A 13,519-nucleotide genomic window follows, 5' to 3' on the forward strand; every position below is an offset into this window, starting at 1 on the left:
GCACCGGCGCCGAGCACCGGCGCCGAGCACCGGCGCCGAACGTCCCGAGCCCGAACCGTCAGGCGGCGGTCTGGTCGAGCGTGACGCGCCCGCTCGCGCTCGCCTTGCGGGCGCGATGCGCGCGCACCTTGGCGCGGTTGCCGCAGCGCTGCATCGAGCACCAGCGGCGGGTGGCCGCGCGCGACGTGTCGAGGTAGATCATGCTGCAGTCGGGGCCGTCGCATTCGCGCAGGCGACCGGCGTTCTCGGGCGAGAAGACGTCGACGGCGTCGCGCGCGATCGTGGCGAGCGCCTGCGGCACGGTGTGCACCGAGCGTCCGGCCTGCCGGGTGCCGCCGCCGAGCGACGGCGGGATGTCGGGGGTGGCCGCGTAGAGGTTCACCACGTCGACATCGCTGCCGCGCAGCGCCTCGCCGTGCGCGGCGGCGCGAGCCATGCGCACGATCGCGTCGCGCAGCGAGACCGCGTCGAACAGGTCGCGCGAGCGGGCCGAGCCGACGGGCACCGGGAACCGCTCGCGGAGCCACTCGGTGAGGTCGTCTGGGGCGTGCAGCCGCTCGGGCGCCGACGCGGCCGAGGTGGGATGCGGTGCCGCCGGCTCGCCGAGCGCCCCGGTGACGGCGAAGTCGAGGGCGAAGGAGCCGGAGTCGAACCACCAGCGCACTCCCTCGGTGGAGACGAGCCATTGTCCGACGGGGATCGACACGGTGGAGACGGGCACCCGGCAATGCTAGCGGGCCGACGAGCCCTCGAAGGTCGCGATCCGCTCACGATCCGGAGGGAGTCCCGGCCGGCGGCCCGACCGTATGCCGATCGGCGTATGCGGTCAGCCCGCGGTCGCGCTCGCGGCGCGTCGGCGCACGGCCGCGGTGATCTCGCGGCGGTGCCAGACGATGAGGTTCGCACGGTCGAAGCCCCGGTGGCAGACACCGCAGCTCAGCGGTCTCGTGGGCTCGCGGTAGCGGAAGTGCTCGTGCCCGGCCGGGCAGCGGCCCACCCACGGCGCGAGCTCGTGAGCGACCTCGCCGTCGTGCGTGCGGCGCCCCACGTAGCCGATCTCGGCGGCCGTGCGGCGCCACTTCGGCCCGTGCCCGGCGCGCGGCCCCGCCATGGCGTGGGCGACCTCGTGCAGCAGGATCTGGTGGATCTCGTCGTCGTCGTAGCGTGCGGCGAGGTACCGCGAGACCGAGATGCGCTTCGAGGTGTAGTTGCAGAGGCCCGCGCGCTTCTTCGCGTTGTCGTAGCCGAAGCTCCAGACCGTCTCGTCGAGGTGCAGCACGATGAGGGCCTCGGCCCAGCGCCGCACCCGCTCGAGATCCGCCATGAACTGAGAATAGTCCCGGATGTCGCGTGTGCGGGAGGCCCCGAACGCGGCGCGTCCGGCGAGGCGGGAGCGCCTCAGCCTGCGGGCGCGAGGCGCACGCGCAGCATCCGGTCGTCTCCCTCGGCGGGCGAGCCGCGCCCGTCGGTGTTGTTCGTGAGCACCCAGAGCTCGCCGTCGGGCCCTGGTGCGACGTCGCGGAGGCGGCCGAACGCCTCGGTGAACCACTCCGTCGGCGGGGCGACCCCGGTCGAGGCGGGGGCGGCCGCCAGCAGCCGCTCGCCGCCGAGGGCCGCGAGGAACAGCGTGTCGCCCACGACCGCGAGGCCGCTCGGGCTGGCCTCGGAGGTCGGCCACTGCAGCACGGGGTCGAGGTAGCCGCCGACCCCGCCGACGCCCTCGACCACGGGCCAGCCGTAGTTCGCCCCCGGCTCGATGCGGTTCAGCTCGTCCCACGTGTTCTGGCCGAACTCCGCGGCCCACATGGCGCCCGTGGCATCCCACGCGAGGCCCTGCGGATTCCGGTGGCCGATCGAGTAGACGAGCGAGCCGAACGGATTGCCGGGCGCGGGCTGCCCGTCGGGCGTCATCCGCAGGATCTTGCCCGCGAGCGATGCCGGGTCCTGCGCCGGGTCGCGCAGGCCGCCGTCGCCGACGGTGGCGTAGAGGAATCCGTCGGGTCCGAAGGCGAGGCGCCCGCCCTGGTGGTTCGATGCGCCGCGCGGGATGCCGCCGAGCACGGTCTCCGCGGCGCCGAGGGCGAGGGAGCCGGGGGCGCCCGTCAGCGGCATCCGCACGATGCGATTCTCGGATGCCGCGGTGAAGTACGCGTAGACGTAGGCGGGCGAACCCGCTTCGGCCGGCAGGTGCGCGAGGCCGAGGAGGCCGCCCTCTGCACCGGTCACGACGTCGGGCACGGTGGTCGCGACGCGGAGCGAGCCGTCGGCGTTCACCTCGACGATGCGTGCGGTGTCGCGTTCGCTCACGAGCGTGCCGCCGCCCGGCAGGCGGAGGATCGACCACGGCGCTCGCAGGCCCTGGGCGATCGTCTCGACGACGCCCGTCGGCACCATCACGACGGGCGGGGCGGACGGGGTCGGCGTGGGCGTCGCCGTCGCCGTCGCCGAGGCCGAGGCGTTCGGGGTTCCGGGCGGGGTCGACGGCGGCGCGGTGCGCTCGGCGGGTGCCGAGCACCCGGCGAGTCCGAGCCCCAGCCCGAGCGCGGCCGCGAGCGCGAGCGCGGCCGCGGGCCTGCTCGAGGTCATGCTCGAGGTCGCGGTCGCCGGGACCGCGGGGCGGGTCGACTCGATGCGCACACCCCCAGTCTGTGCCGCACCCCGGCAGAATGGAACGCATGCAGCCGACGATCGACCTGAACAGCGACCTCGGCGAGAGCTTCGGGGCGTGGCGAGTCGGCGACGACGACGCGATGTTCCGCGTCGTCTCGAGCGCGAACGTCGCGTGCGGATTCCATGCGGGCGACGCGCTCACGATGGCGCGCAGCGCCGCGTCGGCCGCCCGGGAGGGCGTCGTGCTCGGCGCGCATCCGGGGTATCGCGACCTCGCCGGCTTCGGCCGACGGGCGCTCGACACCAGTCCGGCCGAGATCGCGGCCGAGTTGCTCGTGCAGCTCGGTGCGCTCGACGGCGTCGCCAGGGCGTCGGGCGTCCGGGTGCGGTACGTGAAGGCGCACGGCGCGCTGTACCACCGGCTCGCCTCCGACGCGGCGGCGGCGCGGGCCTTCGTCGAGGCGATCGCGGCGTACGACCCGACCCTGCCCGTGCTCGGACCCCCGACGAGCGAGATCGAACGGGCGACGGATGCCGCGGGCCTGCGGTTCGCGCGCGAGGCCTTCGTCGATCGGGGCTACGCGGCCGACGGCTCGCTCGTGCCGCGCGGCGAACCCGGAGCCGTCGTCGACGACCCGGCGGCCGCCGCGGACCGGGCGCTCGAGCTCGCCGAGACGGGCGGCATCACGGCCGACGACGGCAGCAGGGTCGAGTTGCGGCCCGACTCTCTGTGCCTGCACGGCGACACCCCCGGCGCGGTCGCGATCGCGCGCGCAGTGCGCACCGCGCTCGAGGGCACCGGCGTCGGCATCGAGGCCTTCGCGTGACCCGGCGCATGCTGCCGAGCGGCGAGGCGGCCCTGCTCGTCGAATGCGATTCGCTCGACGAGGTGCTGGCCCTGCACGACGCACTCGAGGCCGGTCGGCCCGACGGCGTCGTCGAGCTCGTTCCGGCCGCGCGCACGCTGCTCGTCGCGGTCGACCCCGAGCGGATGCCGCTCGAATCCGCCGCGACCTGGGTGCGCCGCATCCCGGCCGAGGCGGGGTCGCGGCTCGCCGGGGCGCACGCGGATGCCGTGCACATCCCGGTCGCCTACGACGGCGACGACCTCGCGACGACCGCTGCGCTGCTGGGCGTCTCGGTCGAGGCGCTCGTCGCCCAGCACTCCGGCATCGAGTGGCGGGTCGCGTTCGGCGGCTTCGCGCCCGGCTTCGGCTACCTCGTGAGCGAGGCGTGGCCGTTCGAGGTCCCGAGGCTCGAGGCACCCCGTGCGAGGGTTCCGGCCGGTTCGGTCGCCGTCGCCGGCGCGTTCGGCGGCGTCTACCCGAGGCAGAGCCCCGGCGGCTGGCGGCTGCTCGGCCGCACCGCCGCGACCCTGTGGGATCCGGCCTCCGACGATCCGGCGGCGCTCGCCCCCGGGCGCCGCGTCAGGTTCGAGCGGGCCTGATGGGCGCGCGCACGCTCACCGTCGAGCAGCCAGGAGCGCTGGCCCTCGTCGAGGACCTCGGTCGTCCTGGACTCGCGCACCTCGGGGTCTCGTCGTCGGGCGCCCTCGATCGCGGCGCGCTCGCGCTGGCGAACCGGCTCGTCGGCAACCCGACGTCCGCCGCCGGCCTCGAGGTCGTCATGGGCGGCTTCCGTGCGCGCTTCGACGTCGAGACCTGGTTCGCCGTCGCCGGCGCATGGGGCGACCTCAGGCTCGACGGGCGACGCATCGCGCCCTACACGGCTGCCCGCGCCCGGCCCGGCTCGGTGCTCGAGCTCGGCATCGCCACCCGCGGCGTGCGCTACCTGGTCGCCGTCCGCGGGGGACTCGACGTGCCGCCCGTGCTCGGCTCCCGCTCGCGCGACACGCTCGCCGGGCTCGGGCCGGCACCCGTGCAGGCGGGCGACGTGCTGCCCGTCGGCCTCGAGCCCGCGGCATCCGTGCCCCTCCTCGACCACGAGGCCGCCTTCCCGCCACCTGAGGGCGTGGTCGCGCTCGCCCTGCTGCCGGGGCCGCGCACCGACTGGTTCACGGATGCCGGGCACGCCGCGCTCTTCGACGGCGGATGGCGTCTCTCGGAGCAGGCCGACCGCATCGGCGCGCGGCTCGTGGGCGCGCCGCTCGAACGCCTCGTGACCGGCGAGTTGCCGAGCGAGGCGACCGTGCCGGGATCGGTGCAGGTCGCGGGCAACGGCCTGCCGACGATCCTGCTCGCCGATCGCCCGGTCACCGGCGGCTATCCGGTGATCGCGGTCGTCGCGTCGGCCTCGCTCGACGCGCTCGCGCAGGTGCGACCGGGGCAGGCGGTTCGGTTCCGGCACGCGTGACGCATGCTGGAAATTACTCTTCACATCTGGTCGAGAAGCTGGAAGTATCTTCCACACGGACCAATGGAGGACCCAGCGATGCATCTCGAACCTGCCGATCCGACCGACTCCGCGGCAACCACGGACGCGGCCGCGATGACGGACACCACGCCCGCGGAGCGCTCGCCGCATGGCCTCGCCCGCCGAGGGTTCCTGACCCTCGCCGTCGCCGGCGCCGCGGCATCCGCCTTCACCGTGACCATCGGCACGCTGGCACCCTCGCCCGCGCACGCCGCGGCGACCGGCGGTTCGGCCGGCGAGCCGATCGCGCCGATCGCGCCCCGCAAGCGCGAGCTGCGCGCCATGTGGATCTCGTCGGTCGTGAACATCGACTGGCCGTCCGCGGCCGGGCTCGACGCCGACGCGCAGAAGGCGGAGTTCCTGCACTGGCTCGACGTGGCCGAGCAGTTCCGGCTGAACGCGGTCTTCGTGCAGGTGCGCCCGACGGCCGACGCGTTCTGGCCGAGCCCGCTCGAGCCGTGGTCGCAGTACCTGACCGGCGTGCAGGGGCGGGACCCCGGCTACGACCCGCTCGCGTTCATCGTCGAGGAGGCGCACCGCCGCAACCTCGAGCTGCACGCCTGGTACAACCCCTACCGCGTCTCGATGCAGGCCGATCCCGCGCAGCTCGTGGCGGAGCACCCGGCGCGCGTGCACCCCGACTGGGTCTGGCCCTACGGCGGCAAGCTCTACTTCGATCCCGGGCTGCCCGAGGTGCAGGAGCACATCCAGCAGGCGATCATGCACTCCGTCGAGCACTACGACCTCGACGGCGTGCACTTCGACGACTACTTCTACCCGTACCCGGTCGCCGGGGCCGTGGTTCCGGATGCCGCGGCCTTCGCCGCGCACGGTGCGGGCTTCGACGACGTCGCCGCCTGGCGGCGGCACAACGTCGACACGTTCGTGCAGTCGATCTCCGAGCGCATCAAGGCGGCCAAGCCGTGGGTGAAGTTCGGCATCAGCCCGTTCGGCATCTGGCGGAACGCGGCCACGGATCCGGCCGGCTCTGCGACGGGAGGATCGCAGTCGTACGATCTGCAGTTCGCCGACACCCGCAAGTGGGTGCTCGAGGGCTGGCTCGACTACATCAACCCGCAGATCTACTGGCAGTTCGGGCTCGCGGTCGCCGACTACGCCGCCCTCGTGCCCTGGTGGGCCGACGTGGCGGCGACCTCCGGAACCCACCTCCACATCGGCGAGGCCCTCTACAAGGTGACCTCCGGCGTGTTCACCGACCCCGCCGAGCTCTCGAACCACCTCGACTTCGACCGCGAGGTGGACGCCGGGGGTGCACCCGTGCACGGCAACGTCTACTTCTCGGCGAAGCACGTGCCCGCAGACCCGCAGGGATCCATGACCCTGCTTCGCGACCGTCACTACACCGCGCCCGCGATCGTGCCGGCGATGCCCTGGCTGCCCGCGACGCCCGTCGGCGCTCCGGTGCTCGCCCTCGCCCACCGGGCACACGACGGAGCGCGCCTCGTCTGGCTCGACGCGGCAAGGCCGAACCGGCGCGCCACCTCGTTCGCGATCTACCGGGTCGAGGGGCGGGTGCGGTCCATCGACGTCGAGGACGCCGCGAACCTCGTCGCGACCGTGCGCGCGCAGGACGGCGTCCGCCAGGAGTGGGCGGATGCCGCGGCCGACCCCGATCGCGCGTACACGTACGTCGTCACGGCCCTCGACCGGGTCTGGAACGAGTCCGCGCCGAGCCGGCCGGGCTGGGTGCGGGCGGGGTAGCGCCCGGGCGGCCCGTCGCTCGTGCGCTCTGCGGTTCGTGCGCTCTGCGGCTCGGGGCTCTGCGGCTCGGGGCCTGGAGCTCGATGCTCGTGCGGCTCAGCGCTTGAGGAAGATCGACCGCGCCGGCGGCGGTGAGGGCACCGCCGTGGCATCCGTCACCGCCGGCGCGCCGGCGATGAAGTTGCGCAGCTCAGCGCCGTCGATCATGCGGGCCGGCGCCGGGTCGCTCGCCAGTCGCCGGGGCAGGCCCGCGAAGGGCAGCTCGGCGTGCGAGGCGTACATGACCACGTTGCCGAAGCGGCGGCCCTTGAGCATCGAGGCGTCGGCGGCGATCGCGACATGCTCGAAGACCTGCGAGAGGGTGGCCGCCTGCGACCGGGCGAACGCGAGCCCCGCGCCGTCGGCGACGTTCGCGGTCGCGATGCCGCGCGGGGCGAGGCGGCGTTCGAGCAGCTCGTAGAACTCGACGCTCGTGACGTGCGCCGGCGTGCGCGCGCCGGAGAAGATGTCGACGACGGCGAGGTCGACGGCGCCGTCGAGTCCGGCGGGCAGCTTCGCGAGCACCTCGCGGGCGTCGCCGTGGCGCACGCGCACCTGCGCGCCGCGCGGCAACGGAAGGTGCTCGCGCACGAGGTCGACGAGGTCGGACTCGAGCTCGACGACCTGCTGCCGGGATCCGGGCCTCGTCGCGGCGACGTAGCGCGGCAGGGTGAGGGCGCCGCCGCCGAGGTGCACCGCCGTGATGGCCTCGCCCTCGGGGCGCACGAGATCGATGGCGTGGCCGATGCGCCGCACGTACTCGAACCCGAGCCAGTCGGGGCGGTCGAGCTCGACGTGCGACTGCGGCGTGCCGTCGACCGTGAGGGTCCACGAGCCCGGCACCTGGCGCGACTCCTCGAGCCGTGCGAGGTGCCCGCTCACCGAGAGGCGGCGTTCGAGCGAGGGGTCTTCTGGCACGGAGGCCACGCTACCGCGACTCCGCCCTCGGTCCCCGTTCCGCCCGGATCCCCGTTCCGCCCGGATCCCCGTTCCATCCTGGCCTGACGCCCGCCCACCCAGTCCCCTGCCCGGTGAGTCCCCGCCCGCTGAGTCCCCGCCCGCTCAGCCGGTCTCCCGCTCGACCTTTTCAGTACCACATCGGTCATGGCTGCAATATGCGGCCATGGCCGCTGTGGTCCTGAAAAGGTGAGGGGTTGGGAGAGATGGCGGAGATGGGGAGACGGCGGGGTGGGGGAGACGCGGCCTCAGCAGGCGCCCCAGAGCACGAAGTCGAGCGTCGCTCCGGCCAGCACCGTGACGGGGAACGGCCCGCCGGCCTCGAGCCGCAGCCCGATCGCCGCAGGCAGGGTTCCGGGGGTCGCGACGAGCACGGTGTTGCCCTCGTCGCCGCCGTCGATGACGTGGGTGTCGCCCACCGCGAGCAGCTCGGCGTCGGGGTCGGCCCTCGCGAACGCGCGCGCCGAGGTGCGCAGCCGCGCGAGCCCCGCGGCATCCGCGATGTTGACGACGACCACGCCGCCCTCGCGCAGCAGCCCGAGGCACGCGGCGAGGAAGTCGGGGTCGTCGACGAAGGCGGGGGCGTCGAGGTGGGTGTACACGTCGATCACGACGACGTCGAAGCGCTCGCCGAGTGCGGCCGACGCCCGAACGGCCTCAGCGGCGTCGACGATGCGCACCTCGATGCCGGATGCCGGCCACGGCGCCCTGGCCCGCACCACCTCGATGAGCTCGGCGTCGTGATCGACGACCATCTGGATCGACCCCGGCCGCGTCGCCGCGACGAACCGGGGGAGCGTCAGCGCGCCGCCGCCGAGGTGCAGCACCGCGATCGGCGCGCCGGGCATGGCGATCGCGTCGACGACGTGGCCGATCCGCCGCAGGTACTCGAAGAAGAGCCGGGTCGGGTCGTCGAGGTCGACATGCGACTGCGCCGACCCGTCGACGAGGAGGGTCAGCCCGCGCGGGCTGAAGACGTCGGCCTCGAACTCGATGCGGGTCATGCAGGCATCGTCGCACGGGGAGGGGCCGTCGGTCTCGGGATGCTCCGCCGTTCACGGGGCCGGGCGGGCCCGTTCGCGAGACGCGCCGTCGTCGCTACTCGATCGGCGACTCGGGTTCGGCGCCCGCGCGGTGCGCCTCGAAGTCGTCGAGGGCCGCCTCGAGCAGCGCCCTGCGATCCAGTCCGGTGCGCTCGGTCAGCCTGGCGATGCGCTGCTCGAGGGCGTCGGGGGCGGATGCCTCGGCCGGGCCGTCATCGAGGCGCGGCGCGTCCGAGCCCTCCGTCGCTCCCGTGGCGGGCGTCGCCGCGCTCGCCGCAGGCTCCTCTCGAACGAGCAGCGCGACCACGGGGAGCACGACGGTGCCGAGCGCATCCACGATCGCGATCACGCCGAACCACCGCCAGTACTCGCCGCCGTCGTCACCGGGGATCGCCCATTCGCTGATGAGCGGGAGGACGAGCATCACCGCGACGACGGCGATGGCCGCGAGCGTGATCGCGAGCGCGATGCGCACGGCGCGGCGCCGCCGGCCGGAGAGCTGCAGCAGCAGGTTCGCGTGCGCGAGGCTCGCCGCGACGATCGACGTGATGCCGAACCACCGCCAGAGATCGTCGGGCCAGCCTCCTCCGTTGTCGTACCACGGGGTCCAGATCAGCAGCAGGCCGATGACGAGGGCGACGGCGCTCGCGCCGAGGCCGACGAAGCCGACCACGCGAACGGGGCGCCCGACGACGCTGAGATGGCAGAGCGCGAGGATGCTCGCGCCCGCGATGAGAAGTGTCGTGCCGAGCACTCGGCCCTGCACCTCGCCGAAGTCGCCGCTCAGGAGCGTCACGATCCCGACCACGGCGGTGATCGACAGCGACGCCACGAGCGCGACGATGGCGAGGCGGCGGTAGCCCCGCAGCGCCTTCGCAGCGGGGGCGGGCACCGGCGTCGGTGCGCCGGCTGCCGGCTCGGCCTGCGCGTGTCGCTCTCGGGGTGCGTCCTCGGCCACACGGACCTCCTCGTCGTCACGGCCGGCGGAGTGCCGCGCAGTGTCGGAATCGTACGCGGATCGGCGGTTCTCGCGGCGCATCACGCGCCGACGCGACATCCGAAACTGGGTTATACCTGAGACCGGCGAACAAATCAAGAATCGGCTGGACATGGCGAGTCGCAAAGTATATGGTTAACCTTTGCGCTCCCAGACCCACTATGCCTTCATATTGCGGTCGGCTTCGCATGTCGGGTTCAAACCGGCATCGGCACGCGTCTCGGGGCAATTCTCTCCGCTACCGACAGTGAACCGGCCCGACGGGGCCGATGGAGGTTATTCACTTGGCTGCTGCGCGCAACGCGACCACGCCCACTCCCAAGAACGGACGCGGTGCAAGCCGTCTCTCGTTCGCCAAGGTCACCGACACCCTCACCGTACCCGACCTGCTCGCCCTGCAGACCGAGTCCTTCGACTGGCTCGTCGGCAACGACGCGTGGAAGGCACGCGTCGAGGCTGCGGTCGAGGCCGGCCGCAAGGACCTGCCAGAGGCCACCGGTCTTGAAGAGATCTTCGAGGAGATCTCCCCGATCGAGGACCTCGGCGAGACCATGCAGCTCTCGTTCACGAACCCCGAGCTCGAGCCGCCGAAGTACACGATCGACGAGTGCAAGGAGAAGGGCAAGACCTACTCCGCACCGCTCTACGTGAACGCCGAGTTCATGAACCACCTCACGGGTGAGATCAAGACGCAGACGGTCTTCATGGGCGACTTCCCGCTCATGACCCTCCGCGGCACCTTCGTCATCAACGGCACCGAGCGTGTCGTCGTGTCGCAGCTCGTGCGTTCGCCCGGTGTCTACTTCGAGCGCACGCCCGAGAAGACCTCCGACAAGGACATCTACTCGGCTCGCGTCATCCCGAGCCGTGGTGCATGGCTCGAGTTCGAGATCGACAAGCGCGACCAGGTCGGCGTGCGCATCGACCGCAAGCGCAAGCAGTCGGTCACCGTCTTCCTCAAGGCCCTCGGCCTCACGAGCGAAGAGATCCTCGAGCAGTTCGCCGGCTACGAGTCCATCGCCCTCACCCTCGAGAAGGACAACATCCTCACGAAGGAAGAGGCGCTCAAGGACATCTACCGCAAGCTGCGTCCGGGCGAGCAGGTCGCCGCCGAGGCCGCGCGTGCGCTCCTCGACAACTTCTACTTCAACCCGAAGCGCTACGACCTCGCCAAGGTCGGCCGCTACAAGATCAACACCAAGCTCGGCCTCGAGGCTCCCCTCACCGACTCGGTGCTGACCGTTGAAGACATCGTCGCGACGATCAAGTACCTCGTCGCCCTGCACGACGAGCGCACTACGCTGCCCGGCCGTCGCAACGGCAAGGACGTCGAGCTCCGCCTCGACGTCGACGACATCGACAACTTCGGCAACCGTCGCATCCGTGCGGTCGGCGAGCTGATCCAGAACCAGGTTCGCACCGGCCTGTCCCGCATGGAGCGCGTCGTCCGCGAGCGCATGACCACGCAGGACATCGAGGCGATCACCCCGCAGACCCTGATCAACGTGCGACCCGTCGTCGCCGCGATCAAGGAGTTCTTCGGCACGTCGCAGCTCTCGCAGTTCATGGACCAGAACAACCCGCTCGCGGGCCTGACCCACAAGCGTCGCCTCTCGGCGCTCGGCCCCGGCGGTCTCTCGCGAGACCGCGCCGGCGTCGAGGTCCGTGACGTCCACCCCTCGCACTACGGCCGCATGTGCCCGATCGAGACCCCTGAAGGCCCGAACATCGGCCTCATCGGCTCGCTCGCCTCGTTCGCGCGCATCAACTCGTTCGGTTTCATCGAGACGCCGTACCGCAAGGTCGTCGCGGGCAAGGTCACCGACGAGATCGAGTACCTGACCGCCATGGAGGAGACCGGCGAGATCATCGCCCAGGCGAACGCGCCGCTCAAGTCCGACGGGCACTTCCAGGAGGACCGCGTCCTCGCCCGCAAGACCGGCGGCGAGGTCGACCTGATCCCCGCCGACGAGATCGGCTACATGGATGTCTCGCCGCGCCAGATGGTGTCGGTCGGTACCTCCCTCATCCCGTTCCTCGAGCACGACGATGCGAACCGCGCCCTCATGGGTGCGAACATGCAGCGTCAGGCCGTTCCGCTGCTCCGCAGCGACTCGCCGTTCGTCGGCACCGGCATGGAGGGCTACGCGGCCATCGACGCCGGCGACGTCGTCACCGCCGAGAAGCCCGGTGTCGTCACCGAGGTCTCGGCCGACTCCGTCACCGTGCAGCTCGACGAGGGCGGCACGCAGACCTACTGGCTGCGCAAGTTCGACCGCTCCAACCAGGGCACGTCGTACAACAACCGCGTCATCGTGACCGCGGGTGAGCGCATCGAGGCCGGCGAGGTCATCGCCGACGGTCCCGCGACCGACAACGGCGAGCTCGCGCTCGGCAAGAACCTCCTCGTGGCGTTCATGCCGTGGGAGGGCCACAACTTCGAAGACGCGATCATCCTCAGCCAGAACCTGGTGAAGGACGACGTGCTCTCCTCGATCCACATCGAGGAGTACGAGGTCGACGCCCGCGACACGAAGCTCGGCAAGGAGGAGATCACCCGTGACCTCCCCAACGTCAGCCCCGACCTGCTCTCCGACCTCGACGAGCGCGGCATCATCCGCATCGGCGCCGAGGTCCGCCCCGGCGACATCCTCGTCGGCAAGGTCACGCCGAAGGGCGAGACCGAGCTGTCGGCCGAGGAGCGCCTGCTCCGTGCGATCTTCAACGAGAAGAGCCGCGAGGTCCGCGACACGTCGCTGAAGGTCCCCCACGGCGAGCAGGGCACGATCATCGCCGTCAAGGAGTTCTCGGCAGAGAACGACGACGAGCTCGGCTCGGGCGTCAACCAGCGCGTCATCGTCTACATCGCCCAGAAGCGCAAGATCACCGAGGGCGACAAGCTCGCCGGCCGCCACGGCAACAAGGGCGTCATCTCGAAGATCCTGCCGGTCGAGGACATGCCGTTCCTCGCCGACGGCACCCCCGTCGACGTCATCCTGAACCCGCTCGGCATCCCCGGTCGAATGAACTTCGGCCAGGTCCTCGAGACCCACCTCGGTTGGGTCGCGAAGCAGGGCTGGAAGGTCGAGGGCAACCCGTCGTGGGCCAAGAAGCTCCCGAAGGCGGCGCACGAGGCCGCTCCGGGAACCAAGGTCGCCACTCCGGTGTTCGACGGCGCCTTCGAGGAGGAGATCGCGGGTCTGCTCGACTCGACGCTCCCCAACCGCGACGGCGAGCGACTGATCGACTCGAGCGGCAAGACGCAGCTCTTCGACGGCCGCTCCGGCGAGCCCTTCCCGTACCCGGTCTCGGTCGGCTACATGTACATCCTGAAGCTGCACCACCTCGTCGACGACAAGATCCACGCTCGTTCGACGGGTCCGTACTCGATGATCACCCAGCAGCCGCTCGGTGGTAAGGCGCAGTTCGGTGGACAGCGATTCGGTGAGATGGAGGTGTGGGCCCTCGAGGCCTACGGCGCCGCATACGCGCTCCAGGAGCTCCTCACGATCAAGTCCGACGACATCCTCGGCCGCGTCAAGGTCTACGAGGCGATCGTCAAGGGCGAGAACATCCAGGAGCCCGGCATCCCCGAGTCCTTCAAGGTGCTCATGAAGGAGATGCAGTCGCTCTGCCTGAACGTCGAGGTCCTCTCGGCCGACGGCACCGCGGTCTCCCTCCGCGACACCGATGACGAGGCCTTCCGTGCTGCGGAAGAGCTCGGCATCAACATCTCCGCGCGCTTCGAGTCGTCGAACATCGACGAGATCTAAGCCTG

At 71.8% G+C, this 13,519-nt stretch carries 11 protein-coding genes; 5 read left to right on the top strand and 6 right to left on the bottom strand.

Annotation, left to right across the window (positions count from 1 at the left end):
- Positions 1 to 58: 58 nt before the first annotated feature.
- The 3 genes from ABIC29_RS11550 to ABIC29_RS11560 all read right to left on the bottom strand — a co-directional run bounded on the left by ABIC29_RS11550 (position 59) and on the right by ABIC29_RS11560 (position 2,637).
- Positions 59 to 721: a CGNR zinc finger domain-containing protein gene (locus tag ABIC29_RS11550; protein ID WP_354245468.1), complete on the bottom strand. Its 663-nt coding sequence runs from the start codon at positions 719 to 721 to the stop codon at positions 59 to 61.
- Between the two features lie 105 nt (positions 722 to 826).
- Complete coding sequence (locus ABIC29_RS11555) at positions 827 to 1,324, bottom strand: SprT-like domain-containing protein (RefSeq protein WP_116083746.1); 498 nt, start codon at positions 1,322 to 1,324, stop codon at positions 827 to 829.
- Positions 1,325 to 1,398: 74 nt separating this feature from the next.
- Complete coding sequence (locus tag ABIC29_RS11560) at positions 1,399 to 2,637, bottom strand: PQQ-dependent sugar dehydrogenase (protein ID WP_354245471.1); 1,239 nt, start codon at positions 2,635 to 2,637, stop codon at positions 1,399 to 1,401.
- Between the two features lie 38 nt (positions 2,638 to 2,675).
- Here ABIC29_RS11560 and ABIC29_RS11565 point away from each other — a divergent pair, with 38 nt between their 5' ends.
- From ABIC29_RS11565 to ABIC29_RS11580, 4 genes are all read left to right on the top strand, one after another.
- On the top strand, positions 2,676 to 3,437 hold the full coding sequence (locus ABIC29_RS11565; RefSeq protein WP_116083744.1) for a LamB/YcsF family protein: 762 nt from the start codon (positions 2,676 to 2,678) through the stop codon (positions 3,435 to 3,437).
- The gene (locus ABIC29_RS11570; protein WP_354245474.1) at positions 3,434 to 4,057 is read left to right on the top strand and encodes a 5-oxoprolinase subunit B family protein; all 624 of its coding nucleotides are present in this window, start codon (positions 3,434 to 3,436) and stop codon (positions 4,055 to 4,057) included. Before ABIC29_RS11565 ends, ABIC29_RS11570 begins: the two co-directional genes overlap by 4 nt.
- A complete protein-coding gene (locus ABIC29_RS11575; RefSeq protein ID WP_354245477.1) occupies positions 4,057 to 4,923 on the top strand; it encodes a 5-oxoprolinase subunit C family protein in 867 nt (288 codons plus the stop codon). Before ABIC29_RS11570 ends, ABIC29_RS11575 begins: the two co-directional genes overlap by 1 nt.
- A 78-nt stretch (positions 4,924 to 5,001) precedes the next feature.
- Positions 5,002 to 6,705, top strand: coding sequence for a glycoside hydrolase family 10-like protein (locus ABIC29_RS11580; protein WP_354245480.1), 1,704 nt, complete (start codon positions 5,002 to 5,004; stop codon positions 6,703 to 6,705).
- 96 nt (positions 6,706 to 6,801) lie between these two features.
- Here ABIC29_RS11580 and ABIC29_RS11585 read toward each other — a convergent pair whose 3' ends face one another.
- From ABIC29_RS11585 to ABIC29_RS11595, 3 genes are all read right to left on the bottom strand, one after another.
- The gene (locus tag ABIC29_RS11585; RefSeq protein WP_116084797.1) at positions 6,802 to 7,662 is read right to left on the bottom strand and encodes a spermidine synthase; all 861 of its coding nucleotides are present in this window, start codon (positions 7,660 to 7,662) and stop codon (positions 6,802 to 6,804) included.
- A 287-nt stretch (positions 7,663 to 7,949) separates the two neighbouring features.
- Positions 7,950 to 8,705: a spermidine synthase gene (locus ABIC29_RS11590; protein WP_354245483.1), complete on the bottom strand. Its 756-nt coding sequence runs from the start codon at positions 8,703 to 8,705 to the stop codon at positions 7,950 to 7,952.
- A 94-nt stretch (positions 8,706 to 8,799) separates the two neighbouring features.
- Entirely contained in the window at positions 8,800 to 9,702 is a 903-nt protein-coding gene (locus ABIC29_RS11595; protein WP_354245485.1) for a hypothetical protein, read from the bottom strand.
- Between the two features lie 323 nt (positions 9,703 to 10,025).
- On the opposite strand from ABIC29_RS11595, the gene rpoB reads away from it, so the two are divergent.
- Entirely contained in the window at positions 10,026 to 13,514 is a 3,489-nt protein-coding gene (gene rpoB / locus ABIC29_RS11600) for a DNA-directed RNA polymerase subunit beta (protein WP_116083734.1), read from the top strand.
- The last annotated feature ends 5 nt before the right edge of the window (positions 13,515 to 13,519 follow it).

The organism is Agromyces sp. PvR057 (assembly GCF_040547485.1).
Taxonomy (GTDB): Bacteria; Actinomycetota; Actinomycetes; order Actinomycetales; family Microbacteriaceae; genus Agromyces.

Bases quoted from the DNA above. Each gene is read 5' to 3' on its own strand.
- ABIC29_RS11575 (WP_354245477.1), top strand. From the start codon at position 4,057: ATGGGCGCGCGCACGCTCACCGTCGAGCAGCCAGGAGCGCTGGCCCTC.
- ABIC29_RS11565 (WP_116083744.1), top strand. From the start codon at position 2,676: ATGCAGCCGACGATCGACCTGAACAGCGACCTCGGCGAGAGCTTCGGG.
- ABIC29_RS11580 (WP_354245480.1), top strand. From the start codon at position 5,002: ATGCATCTCGAACCTGCCGATCCGACCGACTCCGCGGCAACCACGGAC.
- ABIC29_RS11555 (WP_116083746.1), bottom strand. From the start codon at position 1,324: ATGGCGGATCTCGAGCGGGTGCGGCGCTGGGCCGAGGCCCTCATCGTG.
- ABIC29_RS11590 (WP_354245483.1), bottom strand. From the start codon at position 8,705: ATGACCCGCATCGAGTTCGAGGCCGACGTCTTCAGCCCGCGCGGGCTG.